Origin of the sequence: Bradyrhizobium sp. BRP22 (assembly GCF_020194175.1) — a bacterium.
Classification (GTDB): Bacteria; Pseudomonadota; Alphaproteobacteria; order Rhizobiales; family Xanthobacteraceae; genus Bradyrhizobium.
In genome coordinates, this window is sequence record NZ_JADYVX010000026.1 from 97,513 (window position 1) to 122,269 (window position 24,757).

At 65.4% G+C, this 24,757-nt stretch carries 18 protein-coding genes and 1 pseudogene; 14 read left to right on the forward strand and 5 right to left on the reverse strand.

What is annotated here, in order from left to right; genetic code table 11:
- Positions 1-38 precede the first annotated feature (38 nt).
- The 11 genes and pseudogenes from ccmI to I6F35_RS27375 all read left to right on the forward strand — a co-directional run bounded on the left by ccmI (position 39) and on the right by I6F35_RS27375 (position 13,750).
- Entirely contained in the window at positions 39-1,145 is a 1,107-nt protein-coding gene (gene ccmI / locus I6F35_RS27325) for a c-type cytochrome biogenesis protein CcmI (RefSeq protein ID WP_225120761.1), read from the forward strand.
- Positions 1,146-1,174: 29 nt separating this feature from the next.
- The gene (gene ccmE, locus I6F35_RS27330; protein ID WP_225120762.1) at positions 1,175-1,663 is read left to right on the forward strand and encodes a cytochrome c maturation protein CcmE; all 489 of its coding nucleotides are present in this window, start codon (positions 1,175-1,177) and stop codon (positions 1,661-1,663) included.
- Positions 1,660-3,642 carry a heme lyase CcmF/NrfE family subunit gene (locus I6F35_RS27335; RefSeq protein ID WP_225120763.1) on the forward strand — a complete coding sequence of 661 codons (1,983 nt, stop codon included), beginning with the start codon at positions 1,660-1,662 and terminating at the stop codon, positions 3,640-3,642. Before ccmE ends, I6F35_RS27335 begins: the two co-directional genes overlap by 4 nt.
- Entirely contained in the window at positions 3,642-4,139 is a 498-nt protein-coding gene (locus I6F35_RS27340; RefSeq protein ID WP_225120764.1) for a cytochrome c-type biogenesis protein, read from the forward strand. Before I6F35_RS27335 ends, I6F35_RS27340 begins: the two co-directional genes overlap by 1 nt.
- A 177-nt stretch (positions 4,140-4,316) precedes the next feature.
- A complete protein-coding gene (locus I6F35_RS27345; RefSeq protein WP_225120765.1) occupies positions 4,317-5,660 on the forward strand; it encodes a methyl-accepting chemotaxis protein in 1,344 nt (447 codons plus the stop codon).
- Positions 5,661-5,907: 247 nt separating this feature from the next.
- Positions 5,908-7,494 (forward strand): Do family serine endopeptidase, encoded by a 1,587-nt coding sequence (locus I6F35_RS27350; RefSeq protein ID WP_225120766.1) that lies wholly within the window; start codon positions 5,908-5,910, stop codon positions 7,492-7,494.
- A 311-nt stretch (positions 7,495-7,805) separates the two neighbouring features.
- On the forward strand, positions 7,806-8,486 hold the full coding sequence (locus I6F35_RS27355) for a response regulator transcription factor (RefSeq protein WP_225120783.1): 681 nt from the start codon (positions 7,806-7,808) through the stop codon (positions 8,484-8,486).
- 77 nt (positions 8,487-8,563) lie between these two features.
- A pseudogene (locus I6F35_RS27360) lies at positions 8,564-8,823 on the forward strand (type II toxin-antitoxin system RelE/ParE family toxin).
- 51 nt (positions 8,824-8,874) lie between these two features.
- Complete coding sequence (locus I6F35_RS27365; protein ID WP_225120767.1) at positions 8,875-9,174, forward strand: HigA family addiction module antitoxin; 300 nt, start codon at positions 8,875-8,877, stop codon at positions 9,172-9,174.
- 158 nt (positions 9,175-9,332) lie between these two features.
- On the forward strand, positions 9,333-10,793 hold the full coding sequence (locus tag I6F35_RS27370; protein WP_225120768.1) for an ATP-binding protein: 1,461 nt from the start codon (positions 9,333-9,335) through the stop codon (positions 10,791-10,793).
- A complete protein-coding gene (locus I6F35_RS27375) occupies positions 10,790-13,750 on the forward strand; it encodes a bifunctional [glutamine synthetase] adenylyltransferase/[glutamine synthetase]-adenylyl-L-tyrosine phosphorylase (RefSeq protein ID WP_225120769.1) in 2,961 nt (986 codons plus the stop codon). Before I6F35_RS27370 ends, I6F35_RS27375 begins: the two co-directional genes overlap by 4 nt.
- A 96-nt stretch (positions 13,751-13,846) precedes the next feature.
- Here I6F35_RS27375 and I6F35_RS27380 read toward each other — a convergent pair whose 3' ends face one another.
- The 5 genes from I6F35_RS27380 to I6F35_RS27400 are packed head-to-tail and all read right to left on the reverse strand — an operon-like array spanning position 13,847 to position 19,798.
- The gene (locus tag I6F35_RS27380) at positions 13,847-14,059 is read right to left on the reverse strand and encodes a formate dehydrogenase subunit delta (RefSeq protein ID WP_225120770.1); all 213 of its coding nucleotides are present in this window, start codon (positions 14,057-14,059) and stop codon (positions 13,847-13,849) included.
- On the reverse strand, positions 14,049-14,879 hold the full coding sequence (gene fdhD, locus I6F35_RS27385; protein ID WP_225120771.1) for a formate dehydrogenase accessory sulfurtransferase FdhD: 831 nt from the start codon (positions 14,877-14,879) through the stop codon (positions 14,049-14,051). The genes I6F35_RS27380 and fdhD overlap by 11 nt, the downstream gene beginning before the upstream one ends.
- Positions 14,880-14,881: 2 nt before the next feature.
- Positions 14,882-17,758, reverse strand: coding sequence for a formate dehydrogenase subunit alpha (gene fdhF / locus I6F35_RS27390; protein ID WP_225120772.1), 2,877 nt, complete (start codon positions 17,756-17,758; stop codon positions 14,882-14,884).
- 10 nt (positions 17,759-17,768) lie between these two features.
- Positions 17,769-19,325 carry an NADH-quinone oxidoreductase subunit NuoF gene (locus I6F35_RS27395; protein WP_225120773.1) on the reverse strand — a complete coding sequence of 519 codons (1,557 nt, stop codon included), beginning with the start codon at positions 19,323-19,325 and terminating at the stop codon, positions 17,769-17,771.
- Entirely contained in the window at positions 19,322-19,798 is a 477-nt protein-coding gene (locus I6F35_RS27400; RefSeq protein WP_225120774.1) for a formate dehydrogenase subunit gamma, read from the reverse strand. Before I6F35_RS27400 ends, I6F35_RS27395 begins: the two co-directional genes overlap by 4 nt.
- 237 nt (positions 19,799-20,035) lie before the next feature.
- Between I6F35_RS27400 and I6F35_RS27405 the strand changes: the two genes are divergently transcribed.
- The 3 genes from I6F35_RS27405 to mdoH all read left to right on the forward strand — a co-directional run bounded on the left by I6F35_RS27405 (position 20,036) and on the right by mdoH (position 24,753).
- Positions 20,036-20,950, forward strand: coding sequence for a LysR family transcriptional regulator (locus tag I6F35_RS27405; protein ID WP_225120775.1), 915 nt, complete (start codon positions 20,036-20,038; stop codon positions 20,948-20,950).
- A gap of 174 nt (positions 20,951-21,124) precedes the next feature.
- Entirely contained in the window at positions 21,125-22,627 is a 1,503-nt protein-coding gene (locus I6F35_RS27410) for a glucan biosynthesis protein G (protein ID WP_225120776.1), read from the forward strand.
- The gene (mdoH, locus tag I6F35_RS27415; RefSeq protein WP_225120777.1) at positions 22,615-24,753 is read left to right on the forward strand and encodes a glucans biosynthesis glucosyltransferase MdoH; all 2,139 of its coding nucleotides are present in this window, start codon (positions 22,615-22,617) and stop codon (positions 24,751-24,753) included. The genes I6F35_RS27410 and mdoH overlap by 13 nt, the downstream gene beginning before the upstream one ends.
- Positions 24,754-24,757: the final 4 nt, after the last annotated feature.

Sequence of the window (24,757 nt, forward strand, 5' to 3'; positions counted from 1 at the left end):
GTGCCAGACTTCGGTGCCGTTCGCCCGGGAACTCGTTGATGACACTGTGGTTTGTGTTCGCGCTGATGACGGTCGCGGCGATTTTCGCCGTGCTTTGGCCGCTCGGTCGCGCGACGCCCGCGACATCAGGCGGCAGCGAGGCCAACGTCTACAAGGACCAACTCGCCGAGATCGAACGCGATCTGGCCGCGGGCCTGATCGGCGCGTCGGAAGCCGAAGCGGCGCGGGTCGAGATCGGCCGCCGCTTGCTCGCTGCCGTGGATGGCGATGCCGCAGCCGCGCCGAAGGCGAACCTGCGGCTGCGGCGCTCGGCGGCCATGGCGGCGCTGGTGGGGCTGCCGGTGATGGCGGCGGCGCTCTATCTCGCGCTGGGTTCGCCGCAGCTCGGCGATTTTCCGCTCGCCGCGCGCAGCCGCACGGCGGACGTCAATCAGCCGCTCGCCAATCTGGTCGCGCAGGTCGAAGCGCACCTTGAGAAGAACCCGAACGATGGTCGTGGCTGGAACGTGCTGGCGCCGGTGCTCGCCAGGCTCGGCCGTTACGACGATGCGGTGCGCGCCTATCGCAATTCGATTACCTATAACGGCGACAGTTCCGAGCGCCGCGCCGATCTTGGCGAAGCGCTGACCGGTGCCGCCGGCGGCGTCGTCACCGCGGAGGCCAAGGCCGAGTTCGAGCGCGCGGTGGCGCAAAACGCCGACGATCCAAAGGCGAACTATTTCCTCGGGCTCGCCGCCGAGCAGGATGGCCGCAAGACCGATGCGGCTGCGATCTGGCGCGCAATGCTTGCCAAGGCGCCGGCGGATGCGCCGTGGCGATCGCTGGTGCAGGCGTCGCTGGTGCGCGTAGGCGCCGCCCCGGCCGCGCCAGCGCTTTCGGATGAAACCATGGCCGCGGCCAAGGATATGAGCGCGGACGACCGCTCCGCGATGATCCGCGGCATGGTCGATCGGCTTGCTGCGCGGCTAAAGCAGAACGGCGACGATGTCGAGGGATGGCTGCGGCTGGTGCGCGCCTATATGGTGATGGGCGAGCGCGACAAGGCGGTAGCCGCGCTCACCGATGCCCGCCGGGCGGTTGCCAACGATGCCGAGCGCTTGCGCCAGCTCAATGAAGGCCTGAAGAATCTCGGGCTGGATGGATGACATGCGCACAGACAGGACCATAGGGAACCATGACGCGTAAGCAGCGGCGCTTGGTGATGATCGGAGGCTCGCTCGCGGTGCTCGCGGTGGCGGCCGCGCTGGTGCTCAGCGCCTTGCGCGATTCCATCGTGTTCTTCTCCACGCCCTCCATGGTCGCCGAAAAGCATATCGCCGCCGGGAAGCGGTTCCGCCTCGGTGGCCTGGTGCAGCCCGGCTCGCTCAAGCGCGGCGACAATCTTGCCGTGAGCTTCGCGGTCGCCGACGGCAGCGCCACGCTGCCGGTCGCCTACAAAGGAATTCTGCCGGACCTGTTCCGCGAAGGGCAGGGCGTCGTCGCCGAGGGCGCGCTGGATCAATCCGGCGTGTTCCGCGCCGACACCGTGCTCGCAAAGCATGACGAGACCTACATGCCCAAAGAGGTCGCCGACGCCCTGAAGAAGCAGGGCCACTGGAAGGACGATTACGGCAAGCCCAGCGCGTCGGCGGAGCCGCAGCCGGCCCAGGGGGTGATGCGTTGATCGCGGAGGCCGGACATTACGCGCTGGTGCTGGCGCTCGGGCTGGCGCTGATCCAGTCGGTCGTGCCGATGCTCGGCGCGCGCTGGGGCGACCTTGCGCTGATGAATGTCGCGCGCTCCACCGCGCTCGCGCAGCTCTTGTTCGTCGGCGCCTCGTTCACCGCGCTGGTGATGCTGCACGTCACTTCGGATTTCTCCGTCGTCAACGTGTTCGAGAATTCGCACTCGATGAAGCCGCTGATCTACAAGATCACCGGGGTCTGGGGCAATCACGAGGGATCGATGCTGCTCTGGGTGTCGATCCTGGCGCTGTTCGGCGGCCTCGTCGCCGCTTTCGGCAGCAACCTGCCGCTGACGCTGCGCGCGCATGTGCTCGCGGTGCAGGCCTGGATCGCGAGCGCCTTCTATCTCTTCATCCTGCTCACTTCGAATCCGTTCCTGCGCATCGCCAATCCGCCGATCGAGGGCAGGGACCTGAACCCGGTGCTGCAGGACATCGGCCTCGCCGTGCATCCGCCGATGCTCTATCTCGGCTATGTCGGTTTCTCGATTTCGTTCTCCTTCGCGGTCGCCGCCCTGATCGAGGGCCGCATCGACGCCGCCTGGGCGCGCTGGGTGCGGCCGTGGACGCTGCTGGCCTGGATCTTCCTCACGCTCGGCATCGCGATGGGATCGTACTGGGCCTATTACGAGCTCGGCTGGGGCGGCTGGTGGTTCTGGGACCCGGTCGAGAATGCGTCGCTGATGCCGTGGCTCGCCGGCACCGCGCTGTTGCATTCCGCGGTCGTGATGGAAAAGCGCAACGCGCTGAAGGTCTGGACCATCCTCTTGTCGATCCTGACCTTCTCGCTGTCCTTGCTCGGCACCTTCCTGGTCCGCTCCGGCGTCCTGACCTCGGTGCATGCCTTTGCGACCGATCCGGCGCGCGGCGTGTTCATCCTGTTGATCCTCTGCCTCTTCATCGGCGGCAGCCTGTCGCTTTATGCGGCCCGGGCATCGTCATTGAAGCAGGGCGGCCTGTTCGCGCCGATCTCGCGCGAGGGCGCGCTGGTGCTCAACAACCTGTTCCTGACCACGGCCTGCGCGACCGTGTTCATCGGCACGCTCTATCCGCTGGCGCTCGAGGTCCTGACCGGCGACAAGATTTCGGTCGGCGCGCCGTTTTTCAACCTGACCTTTGCGCCGCTGTTCGTGCCCTTGATGATCGCCGTGCCGTTCGGCCCCTTGCTGGCCTGGAAGCGCGGCGATCTGCTCGGCGCCGCCCAGCGCCTGACCGCCGCCGGCATCGCCGCGCTGATCGCGATCGCGGTGCTGTGGGCCTGGACCCGCGGCGGCTCCAGCTTTGCGCCGCTCGCGATCGGGCTCGCGGTGTTCGTGATAGGGGGCGCGCTTACCGATCTTGCGGAGCGTACCGGGCTGTTCCGGTTGCCGTTCGGCACGACCGTGCAGCGGGCGCGCGGCTTGCCGCGGGCGGCCTGGGGCACGGCCTTCGCCCATGCCGGCGTCGGCATCGCCCTGATCGGGATCGTCTGCGAGACCACCTGGAACAGCGAATATATCGGCACCATGAAGCCGGGCGACGTCGCCAAAGTCGCCGGATACGAATTGAAGCTCGACGATATCGGCCAGCGCCAGGGGCCGAATTTCCGTGAGATGGTGGCGCGATTCACGGTCGGCCTCGACGGCAAGTCCCTCAGCGTCATGACCCCGTCGAAGCGAAATTTCACCACGCGCGGCGCGTCCACGACCGAGGCGGCGCTACTGACGCGTGGTGCCAGCCAGCTCTATATCTCGCTCGGCGATATCGCGGCCGACGGCGGCATTGCAGTGCGCATCTACCACAAGCCGATGGTGCTCCTGATCTGGTTCGGCCCGGTGCTGATGGCGTTCGGCGGCTTCCTGTCGCTCTCCGACCGGCGCCTGCGCGTCGGCGCGCCGAAGCCCGCGAAAGCCGCGCGCGCATTGCAGGCGGCGGAGTGATGCGCCGCGCGCTCGCCGCTGTTGCGCTCGCGCTGGCCGTGTCCGCCGGCGCGCCGGCTTTCGCCGTACAGCCCGACGAGATCATGGCAGATCCGGCCAAGGAGGCGCGGGCGCGGGAGCTCTCGCGCGAGCTCAGGTGCATGGTCTGCCAGAACCAGTCGATCGACGATTCCGAGGCGCCGCTGGCGCGCGACCTGCGGGTCTTGGTGCGCGAGCGGATCGCGGCCGGCGACAGCGACCGGCAGGTGATCGATTTCCTGGTCGCACGCTACGGCGAATTCGTCCTGCTGAAGCCGCGCTTCAATCCGCATACGCTGCTGCTCTGGCTGGTGCCGCCGCTGGTGCTGGTCGGAGGCGGCGTGGCGCTCTGGCGGTTCGGCCGCCGCCGGCCGGCCGCCTCGGCGGCGGCCACGAGCGGCGCGCATCTCACCCCCGAAGAGGAGAGCCGTTTGGCGGCGCTGATGTCGGAGGAAGCGCCCGAGGAAAGGCGCACCTGACCTGCGTACTGTTACGTAGGTCGATACGCGCGGGCGTCGGCCGCGATGTTCATCTAATCTTGACCTTTTGTGCGGAACTTCGGCGCGCCCCTTCCTCCAGAACATGATCTGCGAAGCTCGTGTTCACAAAGAGATGGAGCGTGATGATGCTTCGTCATAACGCTCTCGAGCAAGTCGATGTTTTCCAACAGCAATTTGACCATCCGTTTCCTCGTCGCCTCGGTCGTCATCGCGCTTCTGATGCTGCTTGGGATTGGCGGCGGCACGGGCTTCATCGCCGTGCTCTACCTCAACAACGAGATCACGGCGCTTGCCGCAGAATTCAAATCGCTGAGCGGCGCGGGCCGCGATCACGCCATGCAGATCTATCAGGAAGCCCAGACGGCGTTCTCCTACTTCCTGATCGCCTGCGGTGCGATCGCCGTGATCGCGCTTGCGGTCTGCATCACGACCTATTTCGCGGTTCGGGACGGCGTCATGCGGCCGCTGGCGGCGATCGTACATGCGATGCGCGAGGTGGCCGAGCAGAAATACGAGACGCCGATTCCGGGTCTCGGCAGGGGCAATGAGATCGGCCTGCTCGCCGGCGCGCTCGAAGTCTTCAAGACCAACGGGATCGAACGCCAGCGGCTGACCGAGCAGGAGCTGCGCGATGCCCACAACCAGCGCGAGCGGAGCCGCTACCTCGACGAGAAGATCCGCGACTTCAACGGCCTCGTCGCCAATGTCGTCGGCAGCGTCGCCGCATCGGCCGTTCGCCTGAGGGGCAACGCCGAGACGCTGTCGCGCGCCGCCAACGAGACCAGCGAGAAGGCGAGCGCGGTTGCCAGCGCAGCCGGCCAGGCCAGCACCAGCGTCCAGACCGTGGCGGCTTCCACCGAGCAGATGACGACCTCGATCGCCGCCATCAGCCAGCGCGTGACCGACGCCACCCAGCGCGCCGAGGGCGCGGTGGCGCAGGCGCGCCAGAGCGCCGACACCATCCATGCGCTCTCGGACGCGGCCGAGAAGATCGGGGCCGTCGTGCAGCTGATCCAGACGGTTGCCTCGCAGACCAACCTGTTGGCGCTCAACGCCACGATTGAAGCCGCACGCGCCGGCGAGGCCGGCAAGGGATTTGCGGTGGTTGCCTCCGAGGTGAAGAACCTTGCGAGCCAGACCAGCAAGGCGACCGAAGAAATCTCGCAGCAGGTCGCGAGCATTCAGGCGATCACCGCCGAAACGCGCGGCGCCATCGACGGGATCTCGAACACGATCGCGGAAATCAGTTCGATCATGTCGGGCATCGACGTCGACACCGCCCGCCAGCGCAACGCCACCCAGGACATCTCCAGGAGCGTCCAGGACGCGGCGCGGGGAACCATGGACGTCACCAACCACATCGTCCAGATCACCACCACCTCGTCCGATACCGGCCGCATGGCCGGCGAGGCCAAGGACTCCGCGGTCGACCTGTCGCAGCAGGCGGATATCCTCAAGCACGAGGTCGAGGGTTTCATTGCCAGCGTCAGGGCGGTCTGACCTCTCGCTTTTTGCGCGCCCAAAACACCTCTTGATGGAACCTGTCGCGAACGTCGCAAGCTCGCGGCTAACCCATTGGCAGAGCTGCGATATTCTGCCGCACCCGGTTTCATCTCTATTACAAAACTTTAATTCCGCAGCCAGCGCGCCGTAAGGCTGATGCCCCCATGTTTAGCGAAGTCAGGTGCTTGCCCCCGCACCCTTCGCACCTTTCGAATTCTGGCTCTGGCCTTTGGAGATTTTAGGAATGACCGAACGACCCACCGATCTTTCGTCTCTGCCGTCCTACCGCGCGCCACGGCGTTCGCTGTTCTCGGCCCGCAGATTTGCGTTGATGGCTTCGGTCGTCGCCGGCCTCGGCGTCGCCGCCTATGGCTTGAGCCCGCAGCACACGCCGAGCGATCTGTTCGCCAGCCCGGCGCAGGCGCAGGTCAACAACGAGGTCCGCAAGGTTCAGCAGCCGATCGGCTTTGCCGACATTGTCGAGCGCGTGAAGCCGTCGGTGATCTCGGTGAAGGTCAATATCGGCGAGAAGCTCGCCAAGGACGACAGCAACGACGACTCGCCGTTCCCGCCGGGTTCGCCGATGGAGCGCTTCTTCCGTCGCTTCGGCGGACAGGATGGGTTGCCCCCGGGCCTGCGCGGTGGACCGCGTGGCCGTGGCATCGTGACCGGTCAGGGCTCGGGTTTCTTCATTTCGGCTGACGGCTATGCCGTGACCAACAACCACGTGGTCGACGGCGCCGACAAGGTCGAGGTCACGACCGATGACGGCAAGACCTACTCGGCCAAGGTGATCGGCACCGATCCCCGGACCGACCTCGCGCTGATCAAGGTCGAGGGCGGCTCCAACTTCCCGTTCGCCAAGCTGTCCGACAGCAAGCCGCGGATCGGTGACTGGGTGCTGGCGGTCGGCAACCCGTTCGGGCTCGGCGGCACGGTCACTGCCGGTATCGTCTCGGCCTCCGGCCGCGACATCGGCAACGGCCCGTATGACGATTTCATCCAGATCGACGCGCCCGTGAACAAGGGCAACTCCGGTGGCCCGGCGTTCGACGTGTCCGGTGAGGTGATGGGCGTCAATACCGCGATCTACTCGCCTTCCGGCGGCAGCGTCGGCATCGCCTTCTCGATCCCGGCCGCGACCGTGAAGAGCGTGGTCGCCCAGCTCAAGGACAAGGGCTCGGTCAGCCGCGGCTGGATCGGCGTCCAGATCCAGCCGGTGACATCAGACATCGCCGACAGCCTCGGCATGAAGAAGGCCGAAGGCGCGCTGGTGGCGGAGCCCCAGGCCAATGGTCCGGCGGCCAAGGCCGGCATCGAGTCCGGCGACGTCATCACCGCCGTCAACGGCGAGCCGGTGAAGGATGCGCGCGAGCTCGCTCGCACCATCGGCGGCCTGCCGCCCGGCAATGCGGTGAAGCTCAACGTCCTGCACAAGGGCCAGGAGAAGACCGTCAACCTCACGCTCGGCCAGTTGCCGAACACCGTGGAGGCCAAGGCCGATAACGACAACAGCGATCGTGGCGGCTCTTCCTCCCGCGGCACCGACGTGCCGAGGCTCGGTCTGACCGTGGCCCCCGCCAACAGCGTGGCCGGCGCCGGCAAGGACGGCGTCGTGGTGACCGAAGTTGACCCGAAGAGCGCCGCGGCCGAGCGTGGGTTCAAGGAAGGCGATGTCATTCTTGAAGTCGCCGGCAAGAACGTCACCAGCGCCGGTGACGTGCGCGACGCGATCACAGCCGCACGCAGCGACAACAAGAACAGTGTTTTGATGCGTGTGAAGAGCGGCGGTTCGTCGCGCTTCGTGGCAGTGCCGCTGGCCAAGGGTTAATTACGAGATGGAAGGCGTCGCCGGCAATCGTCGCCCCCGCCGACGGCCCTTCCAGGGGAGCGAGCCCCAATGCTCGCTCCCTGTTGCTACCTTCCGGTGGAATGCGCCCCCCTCCGTCGGAAGGCCTAGGGCGGTGAAGTCCCCCAGCTTCACCGCCCACTCTTTCCCCTCCAGCATGATCCGGAAAACCCGTTCCCGGATCATGGAAAACGACGCGAGCGCGCGCGGCCGTCTTGCATGTGCAGGGCGGCCGCGCCATGGTGAGAGGAAGCCAATCCGTGACCGCCACCGCACCTGTAGCCGCACCCCAGATGCGCCTCCTGATTATCGAAGACGACCGCGAATCCGCCGACTATCTCGTCAAGGCGTTCCGTGAAGTCGGCTACATCGCCGATCTTGCCGATGATGGCGAGGAGGGCCTGTCGATGGCCCAGAGCGGCGACTATGACGTTCTGGTCGTTGACCGCATGCTGCCGAAGCGGGACGGCCTGTCCCTGATCGGGACGCTGCGCGAGAAGGGGAACCGAACGCCGGTGTTGATCCTTTCCGCGCTCGGCCAGGTCGACGATCGCATCAAGGGCCTGCGCGCCGGCGGCGACGACTACCTGCCGAAACCCTATTCATTCGCCGAGCTATTGGCCCGCGTCGAAGTGCTGTCGCGCCGCAATGTCGGTCCGGCGGAAGAGACCGTCTATCGGGTCGGCGATCTCGAGCTCGACCGCCTGTCGCACCGCGTCGCCCGCGGCAAGGACGAGCTGACGCTGCAGCCGCGCGAGTTCCGCCTGCTCGAATATCTGATGAAGCACGCAGGCCAGGTGGTGACGCGCACCATGCTGCTCGAGAATGTCTGGGACTATCATTTCGATCCGCAGACCAACGTCATCGACGTCCACATCTCGCGCCTGCGCTCCAAGATCGACAAGGGCTTCGAGCGGCCGTTGCTGCACACGATCCGCGGCGCCGGATACATGATCCGTGACGGGATCCGGTAACGGCGGCCCCGTCTAGCATTACTGTGATTGATTTGTATCACAGAGTGATACAAACGTCTTTCGTTTTGTATCTTGCCGTGATACATGCGTTGCATGGTCAGGCGCTTCAAGGACGACCCAAGGGCTTTCCGGCTGATTTGTTGAAGGTCGCCCGCCGCAAGCTTCAGTACCTCGATGCTGCCGTTTCGCTGCAAGACCTTCGCCCACCGCCCGGTAATCGTCTCGAGCCCTCCAAGGGCGACAGGGTCGGGCAACATTCGTCCGAGTTAACGATCAATTCCGCATCTGCTTTGTGTGGACCGACGAAGGTCCAACCGACGTCGAGTTTACGGACTAACCATCATTAGTAATCCGGGCGGGCCTCTCCGCCCAGGCCAGGAGGTCGCAAATGGCAAAGAAGCTGCTGCCGATGCACCCCGGTGAAGTGCTGCGGGAGGAGTTTCTTGTTCCGCTCTCACTATCAGCCGGGGCGCTCGCGAAGGTCTGCGGTGTCCCGCGCACCAGGATCGAGCGGATTGCAAACGAGGAAACGGCGATAACGGCGGACACAGCGCTCCGGCTGTCGAGAGCGTTGAATACGTCTGCTCAGCTCTGGCTCAACTTGCAGAACGCGTATGACGTGCGAATGGCCGAGCTCGGCATTGGTCCCGAGTTGGACAAGATCAAGCCGATCGTTACAGCGGCTTGAATGCGAGCGCCTGCCACAAGGGATATTTCGGAGCTGCGGGAAGCGACGAGTGCCCGGCCGCATGAACGCTTTGTCACTTCTGGCGGTCGGATCGCCCATGTTAGGTTGGAAACATCGGACAGCAATCCCCGGCAGCAACATCATGGGCAGCATCATCCGTGACGGCATTCGGTAAACTGATCCGCACCACGGCGTTCCGGCTGACGCTGGTCTATCTGTTTCTGTTCGCGCTGTTTGCCGCCTCGCTGCTCGGCTATTTCGCGTGGAATACGCGCCGCCTGATCACCGAGCAGATCACCTCCACGGTCAATGTCGAGGTCGGCGAGGTCACCGAGATCTACAACCGGCGCGGCCTGCGCGGCCTGGCGTTGACCATCGGCAACCGGGCGCTGCGGCCGGGTGCCAATCTTTATCTCGTGACCGCGCCGAACGGGCAGGCGATCGCCGGCAATGTCGGCTCGCTGGCGCCGGGCGTGATGGGAATCGAGGGCTGGACGGAGACAGCCTATCGGCGGCTCGACGACAACGACAACACCGATCACCGCGCGCTGGTGCGCGTCACCGAAATGACCAACGGTTTCCGGCTCTTGATCGGGCGCGACCTGGAGGAGCGGCGGCGGCTGTTCGGCATCGTCGCAAAGGCAGCGCAATGGTCGATCCTGGTCGTGGTCGTGCTCGGCATCGGCGGCGGTATCTTCGTCGCGCGGCGGGTGCTGCAGCGGATCGATGCCATGACCGGCACCGCCCAGCGCATCATGGCCGGCGATCTCTCGGATCGCCTGCCGGTCGGCCGCAGCGGTGACGAGCTCGATCGTCTGGCGGAGAATCTCAACGCCATGCTGGAGCGGATCGAAGCGCTGATGACGGGGCTGAAGGAAGTCTCCGACAACATCGCCCACGACCTCAAGACGCCGCTGACACGCCTGCGCAACCGCGCCGAGGAAGCGTTGGCGCGCGCTCGCAGCGAGGCCGATTACCGCGCTGCGCTGGAGCGCACCATCGAGGAATCCGACGGCCTGATCCGCACCTTCAATGCGCTTCTGATGATCGCTCGCGCGGAGTCCGGGCAGGCACGCGGCAATATGGATGATTTCGACGCCGCCGAGGTCGCCGCCGGCATCCACGAGCTCTATGAGCCGCTCGCCGAGGACGACGGCATGAGCCTGCATGTGAAGACGGCACCGAGCCCGCTCCACGGCAACCGCGAATTGATCAGCCAGGCGCTTGCCAACCTTGTCGAGAATGCCATCAAGTATGGCAAACCGGTGGTGCAGCCGATCGACCCCGAGGCGGCGGCCGCGGCCAAGCAGATCCTGATTGAGGCGCGGCGCGAGGGCGACTCCGTGCTGCTCAGCGTCACCGACCACGGTCCCGGCATTCCCGAGGCCGACCGCAAGCATGCGGTGGAGCGATTCGTTCGTCTGGAGGCGAGCCGCACGCTGCCGGGTTCCGGTCTCGGGCTGAGCCTCGCCTCGGCGGTTGCGACACTGCATGGCGGCGAGCTCAGGCTGGGCGACGCCGAGCCCGGGCTGGTTGCGACGCTGGTGATCCCGGCGCGCGCCGGCGCGGCCGACAGGCTTGCGGGCCAAACACAGGATGTGCCACAGAAGGCCGCATGAATGCTTCCGCGCCGGGCTCCGCGGGACATCGTCTGGCCGCGCGGTTCGCGGACGGACCGCATGTGTCCGCGCCCATTCAAGCCGAACAACGCCTGGCCGACTGGCTCGCCGAACTCGAGCCGGCGCAATCGGTCGCGCTCGCCGAGCTGCTCGGCCTTCCCTATGCGAAGCGCATCCTGCTGGGCATTGCGGAATTCTCGCCGTTCCTGTTCGAGCTGGTGCGCGCCGACCCCGCGCGGCTGATCCGGCTGCTCTCCTGCGACCCGGAACCGCACCTGGCGTCCCTGATCGGGAAGACCTCGCACGACGTGTTCGCCGCCTCGGGCGAGACCGAGGTGATGTATCTGCTCCGCCGCATGAAGGCGGAGGCGGCGCTCCTGATCGCGCTCTGCGACATCGGCGGTGTCTGGCCGGTCACGCGGGTCACCGCCGCGCTGACCGATCTTGCGGTCGCCACCGTGCAATCGGCGCTGCGCTACCTGCTGCGCCAGGAGATGGCGCGCGGCCGCCTGCATGCGCCCGACCCCGACCACCCCGAAGAGGGCAGCGGCCTGATCGTGCTCGCGATGGGCAAGATGGGCGCGGGCGAACTGAACTATTCCAGCGATATCGACCTCATCGTCTTCTACGATCCGGCCGCGACCTCGCTGGCCGATGATATCGAGCCGCAGCCGTTCTTCGTCCGCATCACGCAGTCGATGGCGCGCATGCTGCAGCAGCGCTCCGGCGAGGGCTATGTGTTCCGCGTCGACCTGCGGCTGCGGCCTGATCCCGCTTCGACGCAGGTCGCGCTGTCAACCGATTCGGCGCTGAATTACTACGAGCGGGAAGGGCGGACCTGGGAACGCGCCGCGATGATCAAGGCGCGCCCTTGCGCCGGCGACAGCAAGGCGGGCGAGGTGCTGCTTGCGGAGATCGCCCCCTTCGTCTGGCGCAAGCATCTGGACTTCGCCGCGCTCGCCGATGTCCACGACATGAAGCGGCAGATGCAGACCTATCGCGGTCAGAGCGAGATCGCGGTCGAGGGCCACAACGTCAAGGTCGGCCGCGGCGGCATCCGCGAGATCGAGTTCTTTGCCCAGACCCAGCAGTTGATCGCAGGCGGCCGGCATCCGGAATTGCGAGTGCGGCCGACGCTGGACGCGCTGACCGTGCTCCACTCCAGCAACTGGATCACCCGCGAGGCGCGCGACGAGCTCACGGCGGCCTATTTGTTCCTGCGCCGCGTCGAGCACCGCCTGCAGATGGTCGCCGACGAACAGACCCACACGCTGCCGGAGGATCCCGCGGCGATCGAGCGTTTCGCTCAGTTCCTCGGCTATGCGAGCAGGGCCACGTTTGCGCTGGAACTGCTCGCGCATCTCAACATCGTGCAGGGCCATTACGCCAAGCTGTTCGAGGGCGACGAGCCGACCGGCACGGCAAAGCTGCCGAAGCTGAACTATGACGCCGGCCCTGAGGACCAGCGGCTGCTCGAGCATCTCGCCAATCTCGGTTTCGAGAAGCCCGTTGCGGTCGCAAAGACCGTACAGCAATGGATTGAAGGCGACTATCGCGCGCTGCGTGTGGAAGCGACGCGCAATGCCTTCCTCGAGTTCATTCCCGGCCTGATCGATGGGCTCGCCCATGCCGAGGAGCCGGACGCTGCCGTCGCGGCGTTCGATCGTTTCCTCGGCGCGTTGCAGCGGGGCGGGCGGCTGATCACGCTGCTCAGCCAGAACCGCGACCTGGTCGCACTGGTGGCGCTGATCCTTGGCGCTGCGCCGCGGCTCGGCGACATGCTGGCGCGGCAGCCGCAGATCATGGACGGGCTGATCGATCCGCGCTTCTTCGGCGCGATGCCGGACCAGCGCGAATTGTCGGCGCGCCTCGCGACCACGCTCGGGGATGCGGATTCCTACGAGGACTTCCTCGACCGCCTGCGGCTGTTCGGCCAGGAAAGCCTGTTCCTGATCGGCACCCGGATTCTCTCCGGCACCGTGTCGGCGCAGCAGGCCAGCGTCGCCTTTGCGGACGTCGCGGAGGGCATCGTGCACACCGTGCATGGCCTCGTCACCGACCAGTTCGCCGGGCACTACGGCCGCATCAAGGACCAGGAGACCGCGATCCTCGCCATGGGCCGGCTCGGCAGCCGCGAGATGACGGCGTCCTCCGACCTCGACCTGATCCTGCTCTACGACTACGACCACGAGAATCCGGATTCCGACGGCGCCCGCGCGCTGCACGGTGCGCAATATTTCGCCCGCTTCACCCAGCGCCTGATCTCCGCCTTCACGACGCGGACCAATTACGGCGTGCTGTATGAGGTCGACATGCGGCTGCGCCCGTCAGGCCGCGCCGGCCCGCTGGCGTCACGGCTCGATTCGTTCGCCGAATATCAGGAGCGCGAGGCCTGGACCTGGGAGCACATGGCGCTGACGCGGGCGCGCGTGATCTCGTCGTCGCCAGCGTTCCGCGAGCGGATCGAAGCCATCATCCGCGCCGTGCTGACGCGCAAGCGCGATGCGGGCAAGACCGCCAACGATGTCCTCGAGATGCGGCGCGCGATCGCGCTCGAGAAGGGCGAGGACGACGTCTGGGACCTGAAGCTCGCCGCCGGCGGTCTCGTCGACATCGATTTCATCGCGCAATATCTGCAGCTCGTGCACGCTGCCGAGAAGCCCGACATCCTCAGCGTTTCTACGCTGACGGTGCTGGAGAATGCCGCAAAGCTCGGCGTGCTGAGCCAATCGGAGGCCGAAGTGCTGCGCTCGGCCGCGCGGCTCTATCACGACCTCACCCAGATCCTGCGGCTTTGCGTGACCGGCAAATTCAATCCGGAAACCGCGGGCGAGGATCTGCTGCGCGTGATGGCGCGGGCAGGGGACACGCCGGACTTCTCCGCCCTCGAAGCCCGCGTGCGCGAGACGCAAGGTGAGGTGAGGCGCGTGTTCAACGCGCTGATTGGCGGGCGTTAGGCGCGGCGCCGGTTGCCACAAACTCGGTGTCGTCCCGGCCTTGAGCCGAGATCCATAACCACAGGCCTCCGTCGTGTGCTCCGCCGCAGCCGCGGCTTACGCCTTCTTCAATTTCTCGATCGCCTCGTGGACATAAGGGTCGAGCCCCGCGCCGCCGGCGTCGAGATGGGCGAAGATCGCCTTGCGCATCCGCGGGTCCCAGAACTTCCTGATATGCTCGGCAATGCCCGGCACCGCACGGTCAGGCCCCTGGTTCTGGAAGAACTTTCCGATCTGGTTGGCCATGTAGATCAGTCTGTCAGGCGACATGGATGGCCTCTCTGGCATCGGCGTGGCCCGTGACCCGCTCCGTATGCGTGAACACTTCGAATCCGTCGGCGCGTGCGATCGCCGCAAGCGTGATGCCGGCGGCGTCCGCCATCCGCACTGCAAGCGCTGTTGGCGCCGACACCGCGACCATCAGCGGTGCGCCGATCGTCGCCGTCTTCTGCACCATCTCGACCGAGACGCGGCTCGTCAACAGCACCATGCCCTCGCTGGTCGGAACGTTCGCCTGCGCCAGCGCGCCGGCGAGCTTGTCCAGCGCATTGTGGCGACCGACGTCCTCGCGCAGCCTCACGACGCCGCGTGCGGGCGTCCAGAACGCGGCGGCATGCACCGCGCGTGTCCTGAGGTTGATCGCCTGCAGCGGCGCGATCGCCGCCATCGCGGCCATGATCTCGCGCGGTGAGAAGCTGCGGCCCTTCGGCACGATCGCGGCCGGACGAACCGCTTCGGCGATCGAATCGATGCCGCAGATGCCGCAGCCAGTGGGACCTGCGATATGCCGCCGCCGCTCGTTGATGAGCGCGGCCTTGTCGGGCGCGAGCCACATCCGCAACTCGATGCCGTCGTCGAGTTCGATGACATCCAACGTCTCGATCTCGTCCGGCGACTGCACGATGCCTTCGCTGAGGCTGAAGCCAATGGCAAAATCGCGCAGATCCTGCGGCGTGCCCATCATGACGGCGTAGGTGCCGCCATTATAGGTCAGCGCCAGCGCCGTCTCCTCGGGGATCAGGCGCGCGCCTTCGCTGAGGCTGCCGTCGCGCCAGACCTGCCGCTCGCTGCTTATGACAGGATCGTGCATCCTCACTCCGCGGCTTCCACGACCGGCGCGATCCGGCGGGAATGTCTTGCCTGCGCCTCATAGGCCTTCTGCCAGTCGGACGGACCGTTGGAAGGCGAGACCTGCACGGCCGTGACCTTGTATTCCGGACAATTGGTCGCCCAGTCCGAATAGTCGGTCGTGATCACATTGGCCTGCGTGTCCGGATGGTGGAACGTGGTGTAGACCACGCCCGGCGCCACGCGATCGGTGATCAGCGCGCGCAGCGTGGTCTCGCCGGCCCGGCTCTTGAGCCGCACCCAGTCGCCGTCGCGCACGCCGCGCTGTTCGGCATCGTGCGGATGGATCTCCAGCCGGTCCTCGCTGTGCCAGACCACGTTCTCGGTGCGGCGGGTCTGCGCGCCGACATTGTACTGGCTGAGGATCCGGCCGGTGGTGAGCAGCAGCGGAAACCGGGGCCCGGTGCGCTCGTCGGTTGCGAGATACTCAGTGACGATGAACTTGCCCTTGCCGCGGACGAAGCCGTCGATATGCATCACCGGCGTCCCCTCGGGGGCCTTCTCGTTGCAGGGCCACTGCACCGAGCCGAGTTCGTCAAGTTTGGCATAGGAGACGCCGGCGAAGGTCGGGGTCAGCGCCGCGATCTCGTCCATGATCTCGGAGGGGTGGCTGTAATTCATCTCGAAGCCCATTGCCTTGGCGAGACCGATCGTCACCTCCCAATCGGCCATGCCGTTCTTCGGCGTCATCACCTTGCGCACGCGCTGGATACGACGTTCGGCATTGGTGAAGGTTCCATCCTTCTCCAGGAAACTGGAGCCCGGCAGGAACACGTGTGCGTAATTTGCGGTCTCGTTCAGGAAGAGATCGTGCACGATCACGCATTCCATCGCCGATAGTGCCGCCACCACGTGGCTGGTGTTGGGATCGGACTGCAGGATGTCCTCGCCCTGCACGTAGAGGCCCATGAAGGTGCCTTCGATCGCGGCATCGAACATGTTGGGGATGCGCAGACCCGGCTCTGGATTGAGCTTGACGTTCCACAGCGCCTCGAACTGGTCGCGCACTGCGTCCGTCGAGATGTGGCGATAACCGGGCAGTTCGTGCGGGAACGAGCCCATGTCGCAGGAGCCCTGCACGTTGTTCTGGCCGCGAAGGGGGTTCACGCCGACGCCGGGCCTGCCGATATTGCCTGTCGCCATCGCAAGGTTGGCGATCGCGATCACCGTGGTCGAGCCCTGGCTGTGCTCGGTGACCCCAAGCCCGTAATAGATCGCGCCATTGCCGCCGGCGGCGTAGATGCGCGCCGCTTCGCGCAGATCCTTCGGATCGACGCCGGTCAGGATCGCGGTGGCCTCGGGGCTGTTGTTCGGCTGCCGTACGAACGCCGCCCATTCCTCGAACTCGCTCCAATCGCAGCGTTCGCGGACGAAGGCTTCGTTGACGAGGTCCTCGGTGACGATGACATGCGCGAGCGCGGTCATCACCGCGACATTGGTGCCCGGCATCAGCGGCAGGTGCAGCGCCTTGAGGTGAGGGGCGTCAACCATCTCGGTGCGTCGCGGATCGATCACGATCAGTTTCGCACCTTGCCGCAGCCGCTTCTTCAAGCGCGAGGCGAACACCGGGTGGGCGGAGGCCGGGTTGGCGCCGATCACGATCACGACATCGGTCTCTTCGACCGAGTCGAAATCCTGCGTGCCGGCCGAGGTGCCGAAAGTTTGCGACAGGCCGTAGCCGGTCGGCGAGTGGCAGACGCGGGCACAGGTATCGACATTGTTGTTGCCGAATCCGGCGCGGATCAGTTTCTGCACCAGATAGGTCTCTTCATTGGTACAGCGGGAAGACGTAATGCCGCCGACTGCGTCGCGGCCATACTTCTGCTGGATGCCCTTGAACTTCGCGGCGGCGAACGAGAACGCCTCGTCCCACGACACTTCGCGCCAGGGGTCCTCGATCCGCTCGCGGATCATGGGCTTGAGGATGCGCTCCTTGTGGTTGGTATAGCCCCAGGCAAAGCGGCCCTTGACGCAGGAATGGCCGCGATTGGCCTTGCCGTCCTTGTACGGCACCATGCGCACGACTTCCTCGCCGCGCATCTCCGCCTTGAAGGCGCAGCCGACGCCGCAATAGGCGCAAGTCGTCACCACGGAATGTTCGGGCTGTCCGATCTCGATCACGGACTTCTCCGTCAGCGTCGCCGTCGGGCAGGCCTGCACGCAGGCGCCGCAGGAGACGCATTCGGAGCCGAGGAAGCTCTCGCTCATCCCGGGCGAGACGCGGCTGTCGAAGCCACGGCCGGCGATGGTCAGCGCGAAGGTGCCTTGCACCTCCTCGCAGGCGCGGACGCAGCGCGAGCAGACGATGCATTTGGAAGGGTCGTAGGTGAAGTAGGGATTGGATTCGTCCTTCGGCATCCAGGCCGGATTGACCGCGCCGTCGGACTTGGCGACCACGTGGTTGTCGCCCTCATAGCCGTAGCGCACGTCGCGCAGGCCCACGGCGCCAGCCATGTCCTGCAATTCGCAATCGCCATTGGCGGCGCAGGTCAGGCAGTCCAGCGGATGGTCGGAGATGTAGAGCTCCATCACGCCCTTGCGCAGCTTCTTCAACCGCTCACTCTGGGTGTGAACGACGAGGCCCGGCGCCACCGGCGTGGTGCAGGAAGCCGGTGTGCCCGCGCGTCCCTCGATCTCGACCAGGCACAAACGGCAGGAGCCGAAGGCGTCGACCATGTCGGTCGCGCAGAGCTTCGGGATCTGCGTGCCGCCTTCCATCGCCGCGCGCATGATCGACGTGCCCTCGGGCACCGAAATGCTCTGGCCGTCGATGGTCAGCGTGACCATGGCTTCCGATTTGGAGCGGGGCGTGCCGAAGTCGATTTCCTGAATCAATGACATGACGATGCTCCTATTCCGCGGCCTGCAGACGGGCCGGTGCCGGGCCAAAATCTTCCCGGAAGTGCTTCAAGGCGCTCAGCACGGGGTAGGGCGTGAAGCCGCCCAGCGCGCAGAGCGAGCCGAACTTCATCGTGTTGCAGAGGTCCTCGACGAGAGCGAGGTTTTCAGCCACGCGCTCGCCGCGGATGATCTTCTCGATGGTCTCGACGCCGCGGGTCGAGCCGATCCGGCACGGCGTGCACTTGCCGCAGGATTCGATCGCGCAGAATTCCATCGCAAAGCGGGCCTGCTTGCGCATATCGACGCTGTCGTCGAACACGACGATGCCGCCATGGCCGATCAATCCATCGCGCGCGGCGAAGGCTTCATAGTCGAACGGCGTATCAAAAAGAGCGCGCGGGAAGTAGGCGCCCAGAGGGCCGCCGACTTGCACCGCGCGCACCGGACGGCCGGTGAAGGAGCCGCCGCCGATTTCGTCAACCAGTTCGCCGAGCGTGATGCCGAACGCGGTCTCGAACAGGCCGCCATATTTCACGTTGCCGGCAAGCTGGATCGGCATCGTGCCGCGCGAACGACCCATGCCGAAGTCCGCGTAAGCCTTGGCGCCATTGTCGAGGATGAACGGGATCGCCGCGAACGACAGCACGTTGTTGATCACCGTGGGCCGGCCGAACAGGCCCTTGTGCGCGGGCAGCGGTGGCTTGGCGCGGACGATGCCGCGGCGGCCTTCGAGGCTTTCGAGCAGCGAGGTTTCCTCGCCGCAGACATAGGCGCCGGCGCCGACGCGCACCTCGATATCGAAATCATGGGTGGAGCCGCCGATGCGCGCGCCGAGATAGCCGGCGCGCTTGGCCGCCGCGATCGCGGCGTTCATCGCTTCGACCGCGTGAGGATATTCGGACCGGGTATAGATGTAGCCCTTGGTGGCACCGACCGTGATGCCGGCGATCGTCATGCCTTCGATCAGGATGAACGGATCGCCTTCCATGATCATGCGGTCGGCGAAGGTGCCGCTGTCGCCTTCGTCGGCATTGCAGACGATGTACTTGCAGTCGGCGCTGGCCTGCGCCACCGTCTTCCACTTGATGCCAGTTGGGAAGCCGGCGCCGCCGCGGCCACGCAGGCCGGAGGCGGTGACGTCGGCAAGGATTTCGTCGGAGGAGAGCGCTAGCGCCCGCTCCAGGCCCTTGTAGCCGCCATGGGCGCGATAGTCCTCGACGGAGCGCGGATCGACCACGCCGCAGCGCGCGAAGGTCAGGCGGGTCTGGCGCTTGAGCCAAGGGATGTCGTCGGCGGTGCCGAGCCGCAGCGGATGCGGTCCGTCGGCAGCCATCGCATCGAGCAGGGAGGCGGCGTCCGCAGCGCTTACCGGCCCGAACGCGACCCGGCCCGCCGCTGTCGCGACCTCGACCATCGGCTCCAGCCAATAGAGCCCGCGCGAGCCGGTTCTGACGATCTCGATTCGAAGGCCGCGCTGCTCGGCGGCGAGCTCCAGCGCTGCCACGACCTCATTGGCACCGACGGCGATAGCACCGGCATCGCGGGGGACAAAGAGTCGCATCGTCATCGCTGCGCTTCCTTGACCAGCGCATCAAGCCGAGCTTCATCGAGCCGGCCGACAATACGGCCATCCAGCATCCCTGACGGCGCCGTGGCGCAAAGGCCGAGACAGTAGATCGGCTCCAGCGTCACGCGCTCATCGGCAGTGGTGTTGCCAAGCGCAATGCCAAGCTTGGCTTCCGCGCGCGCCGCCAGTGCATCGCCGCCGGCGGCCTGGCAGGCCTCCGCGCGGCACAGCTTCAGCACGTGGCGGCCTGCGGGCGCCTTGCGGAAATCATGGTAGAAGGTGAACACGCCATGGACCTCGGCGCGCGACAGATTGAGCGCGGCAGCGACCATCGGGATCGCGGGCTCGGGCACGTAGCCGAAGGCTTCCTGCAGGGCATGCAGGATCACCAGCGTCGCGCCTTCGAGCTTGGCATGTTCGCCGATGATCTCGGCGCCGCGCGCTTCATTCCAGGGTTCGTAGGCGGACGTCATCCATACCTCTCAAATCGGAGAGTTCTTTGCTCCTCCCATGAGAGTTGGAATCGATCTAGATATCAATAAAGCTGTTCCATGCTGCGATCGTGAACGGTGATCGATTTGGATATAAAATCGATCGATACGGCATTAGAATTGGTAGTAGAACACCCTGTCCGATACGGCTTTTTCTCGTGTTCACGCCGGTTGTGATCACTATATTTGCAATGTCATGCCAGAGCTGATGAGGCCCTTTTGATCGACAAGCTTGAACTCCTGTTGGCGCTCGCAAAGGAGCGGCATTTTGGCCGCGCGGCCGAGGCGTGCGGCGTCACGCAGCCGACGATGTCGACGAGCCTCAAGCAGCTCGAGGATCTCCTCGGTGTGATGTTGGTGCAACGCGGCTCCCGCTTCCAGGGCTTCACGCCCGAGGGCGAGCGCGCGCTCGACTGGGCGCGGCGGATCGTCGGCGATGCCCGCGCGATGCGCGAGGAGATCAATGGGCTGAAGCACAAGCTCTCCGGCGAGATCCGGATCGCGGCGATCCCGACCGCGCTCGGCATGGTGGCTTCGCTGACCACACCGTTTCGCGCCCGTCATCCGGACGTGCGTTTCCGCATCCAGTCTTGCACCTCGTCCGACGTGCTCGGCCTTCTGGAGAACCTCGAGGTCGATGCCGGCCTGACCTATATCGAGAACGAGCCGATCGGGAAGGTTCGCACCATCCGCCTCTATGGCGAGAGCTACCGGTTGCTGACATCGCCTGATGCCATGTTCGGCGATCGCGACACCGTCACATGGAAAGAGGTCGGCCAGGTGCCGCTGTGCCTGCTGACGCCCGACATGCAGAACCGCCGCATCATCGATCGTGCACTTCGCTCGGTCGGTGCGGAGGCAACGCCGACCTTGACTTCGAATTCGCTGCTCGTGCTCTACACCCATGTGAAGACGGGACGCTGGGCAAGCGTGATGCCGGCAAAGCTCGCGGAGACGCTTGGCCTCGCTGATGCCGTGCGCAGCATTCCGATCGTCGATCCCGTGGTGAATTACAGCATCGGCCTGGTGATCCCGCAGCGCGATCCGATGACGCCCTTGATCGCCGCCCTGGTCCAGGTCGCGCGCGAAGTCGCTCCCGCGCTGGAGTCGGTCTCTCCGGATCCCGGCACCTGACCAACATTCCGGCCGTTCTCGCGGCCGAATGGCGGCGGAATGCTGATTTTCCCCAAGCCTAAGGCGATGCGGCGGAGATCGTCTGAATCTTTCTCGCCGTGCAGCATCAACGGGAACTTGCCGAGCGTTTGGCTGTTGCAATAGCGCGCCTGGTCCAAACGCTGAGGAGCTCTCGTGAATCGTCGCCAGCTACTGCAAGGCTCGGCAGTGCTGCCGGCACTCGTGCTGTTTCCGGGAACCGAGGCGGTCGCGGCCGTTCCGTTTGGCGCGTCCACCGTTCGCGAACTCGCGCGCAGCCTTGCGAGCAAATCGTTCGAGGCTCCCGATGAAAAGCTGCCCGCTAAGCTGAACGATCTGAACTACGATCAATACCGCTCGATCCGCTTTCGGCCGGAACGTGCGCTGTGGCGCGCCGAAAAGCTGCCGTTCGAGGCGCAGTTCTTTCACCGCGGCTTCTTCTACAAGAACAAGGTCAGCCTCTTCGAGGTCGTCGACGGCCAGGCGAACGAGATCCGTTATCGCAAGGAGGATTTCTCGTTCGGCAACGACGTGCCGGCGTTCACTGCTGATGATCTCGGCTTTGCCGGCTTTCGCATCCACGCACCGATCAACAAGCCCGACTACTACGACGAGGTCTGCGTCTTCCTCGGCGCGAGCTATTTCCGTGCCGTCGCGAAGGGCGAAACCTACGGATTGTCGGCGCGGGGATTGTCGATCGATACCGGCGAGGCGAAGGGAGAGGAGTTTCCCACTTTCAAGGCGTTCTGGCTGGAGCGCCCCGCCGCCAACGCGACCTCACTCGTGATCCACGCGCTGCTCGACAGCAAGAGCTGCGCCGCGAGCTATCGCTTCACCCTGCGGCCCGGCGAGACCACAGTGTTCGACGTCGAGATGTCGCTCTATCCGCGGGTCGATCTCGAGCACGCAGGGCTCGCGCCGATGACCAGCATGTTCTTCTTCGGCCCCAATGACCGCGACGAGGTCGACGATTTTCGCCCCTCGGTGCACGATTCCGACGGGCTCGCGATTTTCAACGGCAAGGGCGAAAGCCTGTGGCGTCCCCTGAGCAATCCGCGGGACCTTCAGATCAGCACCTTCCAGGACCTCAATCCACGCGGCTTCGGGCTGATGCAGCGCGAGAAGAGATTTGCCGCCTACGAGGATATCGAATCGCGTTTCGAAGCCCGCCCGAGCCTCTGGGTCGAGCCGATCGGCGATTGGGGCGAGGGCGGCGTCGTGCTGATCGAGATTCCGACCAGAGAGGAAATCCACGACAACATTGCAGGGTTCTGGCGGCCGAAGGTGCCGCTGAAGGCGAAGAGCGAAAACAATTTCACCTATCGCCTGCATTGGGGTCCGGATGCGCCGAAACCTCATTCGCTCGCCCGCTTTGTGCGCACCGGCATCGGCGCGCGCGGCGAGGGCAGCAAGTTGTTCGTGCTGGATCTGGTCGGCGACAACCTGAAGGGCGTCGATCCCAACAGCATCAAGGGTGTCGTCACCGCCGAAAAGTCCGAGATCACCAACATTGTCACGCAACCGAATCCCGACACGGGTGGGTGGCGGCTCAGCTTCCAATGCGCGGTGAAGAAGGATACGCCGGTCGAGCTTCGGGCGTTGTTGGTGAGAGACGATAAGCCTCTTTCCGAAGTGTGGGTTTATCGATGGGCTCCGTAGCGACGTCGTCGCCGCTGACGCCGGACGCGCCGACCGCCGGGTTCCTGCCACGCGAATATCCGCTCGAGATGATCACGTCGGACTTCGGCCGCGCGCCGCAGGCAACGCGGCAGCCTGTGCCGGTGGCATCGAGCATGTGGCTGCGGCGGACATTTGTGTTCGCGGCCGCCATCGCGGTCACCGGCGCCGGCGCCTATGAGATGCACAGGGTGCTCGAAGTCGGTGGCGTGACCCTTCTGGAATGGATGGTGCTGGCGCTGTTCGTGGCGTTGCTCGCCTGGATCGGCTTCTCGTTTGCCTCCGCTGTTGCGGGCTTTTTCGTCCTGCTCGGCCGGAAGGGAAGCGCACTGCAAATCGCCGCTGACGGCACGTTGCCTGAAATCGCTGGCCGCACGGCGGTGTTGCTGCCGACCTACAATGAAAACGAAAATCAGTTGATGGCCCGGCTGCATGCGATCTACGAATCCGTCGAGGCGACCGGTTATGGTGAGCACTTCGATTGGTTCGTGCTGAGCGACACCACCGATCCCGATATCTGGATCGCCGAGGAGCGCGCTTTCCTGAAATTGCGGCAGGCCTGCGGTTCCGCTCGGCTCTACTACCGTCACCGCGCCAACAATGTCGCGCGCAAGTCCGGCAATATCGCCGAGTGGGTCTCGCGCTTCGGGAGCGGCTATCAGTTCATGATCGTCCTCGATGCCGACAGCCTGATGACGGGCGAGACGATGGTGCGGATGGTCCATGCGATGGAGGCGAACCCCGCGGCCGGCTTGCTGCAGACGCTGCCGATCATCGTCAACGCGCGAAGCCTGTTCAGCCGCCTGCAGCAATTTGCCGGCCGGCTCTACGGGCCGATGATCGCCGCCGGCGTGGCCTGGTGGCACGGCTCCGAAGGCAATTACTGGGGACACAATGCCATCATCAGGGTGCGCGCATTTGCGGAAGCGGCCGGCTTGCCGGAATTGCGCGGGCGAAAGCCGTTCGGCGGACATATTCTGAGCCACGACTTTGTCGAGGCCGCGCTGATGCGACGTTCCGGCTGGGGCATCTATATGGCGCCGACCCTCGGCGGCAGCTTCGAGGAAGTGCCGCCTTCGCTATTGGATTTCGCAGCGCGGGACCGCCGATGGTGCCAGGGAAATCTGCAGCATCTCGCCGTATTGCCCACGCGCGGACTGCATTGGATTTCGCGCCTGCATTTCATGACCGGGATCGGCTCGTACATCACTGCGCCGCTCTGGTTTACGTTCCTGCTGCTCGGCATCCTGATCTCGCTGCAGGCACGCTTTGTCCGCCCGGAATATTTTCCGAAAGGGTTTTCGCTGTTTCCGAACTGGCCGGCGCAGGACCCCGTTCTCGCAGCCTGGGTGTTCGGCGCCACCATGGCGCTGCTGATCGTGCCGAAGCTGCTCGGCTATCTGCTGCTATTGACGCAGCGGGAAACGCGGCGGCAGTTCGGCGGGGCCATCCGCGCGTTCCTTGGCGTCATCGTCGAGGTGCTGATCTCCGCCATGATCGCGCCTGCGATGATGGTGTTCCAGTCGATCGCGGTGATCGAGATCCTGATCGGCCGTGACGCCGGATGGCAGACGCAGCGCCGCGACGACGGCTCGGTCGAGCGGCGCGAGCTCTATCGCAAATACGGAGTGCCCACGGCCTTCGGCGTGCTGATGGCCGCGAGCGCCTATGCCGTCTCTCTGCCGCTATTGTTGTGGATGTCGCCGGTCATCGTCGGCCTGCTGTTTGCGATTCCGATCGGCGCCTACACCGCGAGGCCGCGGATGAAGTCGCTGTTTGCAACACCGGAGGAGGTCGCGCCGCCTTCCGTGCTGGTCCGTGCGAACGAGTTGGCAGCGTCGCCTGCGGTTGACCGCGGCCGCGCGCTGGTCGAACTGCAACGCGATCCGTCATTCCTGGCGCAACATCTCCGCTCGCTTCCCCCGCCGAAGCGCCGACGGCCGGAGGAAATCGACCCGCATCTGGCAACGGCGCGCGCTCGCATCGAGGCGAGCGATACCTTCGAGCAGGCGGTTGCCTCTCTCAGTGCCCGCGAGACGCTGGCGGTGCTGAACGATCGAGCTTTGCTGGAAGGTGTCCTGAAGTTGGCTCCGGGAAAGGTCACCTGAATCG

What these genes read in the sequence shown, in the direction of transcription:
- I6F35_RS27375 (WP_225120769.1), top strand. Translation starts at nt 10,790, where the DNA reads ATGAATGCTTCCGCGCCGGGCTCCGCGGGACATCGTCTGGCCGCGCGG.
- I6F35_RS27395 (WP_225120773.1), bottom strand. Translation starts at nt 19,325, where the DNA reads ATGACGATGCGACTCTTTGTCCCCCGCGATGCCGGTGCTATCGCCGTC.
- fdhF (WP_225120772.1), bottom strand. Translation starts at nt 17,758, where the DNA reads ATGTCATTGATTCAGGAAATCGACTTCGGCACGCCCCGCTCCAAATCG.
- I6F35_RS27380 (WP_225120770.1), bottom strand. Translation starts at nt 14,059, where the DNA reads ATGTCGCCTGACAGACTGATCTACATGGCCAACCAGATCGGAAAGTTC.
- I6F35_RS27340 (WP_225120764.1), top strand. Translation starts at nt 3,642, where the DNA reads ATGCGCCGCGCGCTCGCCGCTGTTGCGCTCGCGCTGGCCGTGTCCGCC.
- I6F35_RS27365 (WP_225120767.1), top strand. Translation starts at nt 8,875, where the DNA reads ATGGCAAAGAAGCTGCTGCCGATGCACCCCGGTGAAGTGCTGCGGGAG.
- I6F35_RS27355 (WP_225120783.1), top strand. Translation starts at nt 7,806, where the DNA reads ATGCGCCTCCTGATTATCGAAGACGACCGCGAATCCGCCGACTATCTC.
- ccmE (WP_225120762.1), top strand. Translation starts at nt 1,175, where the DNA reads ATGACGCGTAAGCAGCGGCGCTTGGTGATGATCGGAGGCTCGCTCGCG.
- I6F35_RS27350 (WP_225120766.1), top strand. Translation starts at nt 5,908, where the DNA reads ATGACCGAACGACCCACCGATCTTTCGTCTCTGCCGTCCTACCGCGCG.
- fdhD (WP_225120771.1), bottom strand. Translation starts at nt 14,879, where the DNA reads ATGCACGATCCTGTCATAAGCAGCGAGCGGCAGGTCTGGCGCGACGGC.
- ccmI (WP_225120761.1), top strand. Translation starts at nt 39, where the DNA reads ATGACACTGTGGTTTGTGTTCGCGCTGATGACGGTCGCGGCGATTTTC.
- I6F35_RS27400 (WP_225120774.1), bottom strand. Translation starts at nt 19,798, where the DNA reads ATGACGTCCGCCTACGAACCCTGGAATGAAGCGCGCGGCGCCGAGATC.
- I6F35_RS27345 (WP_225120765.1), top strand. Translation starts at nt 4,317, where the DNA reads ATGTTTTCCAACAGCAATTTGACCATCCGTTTCCTCGTCGCCTCGGTC.
- mdoH (WP_225120777.1), top strand. Translation starts at nt 22,615, where the DNA reads ATGGGCTCCGTAGCGACGTCGTCGCCGCTGACGCCGGACGCGCCGACC.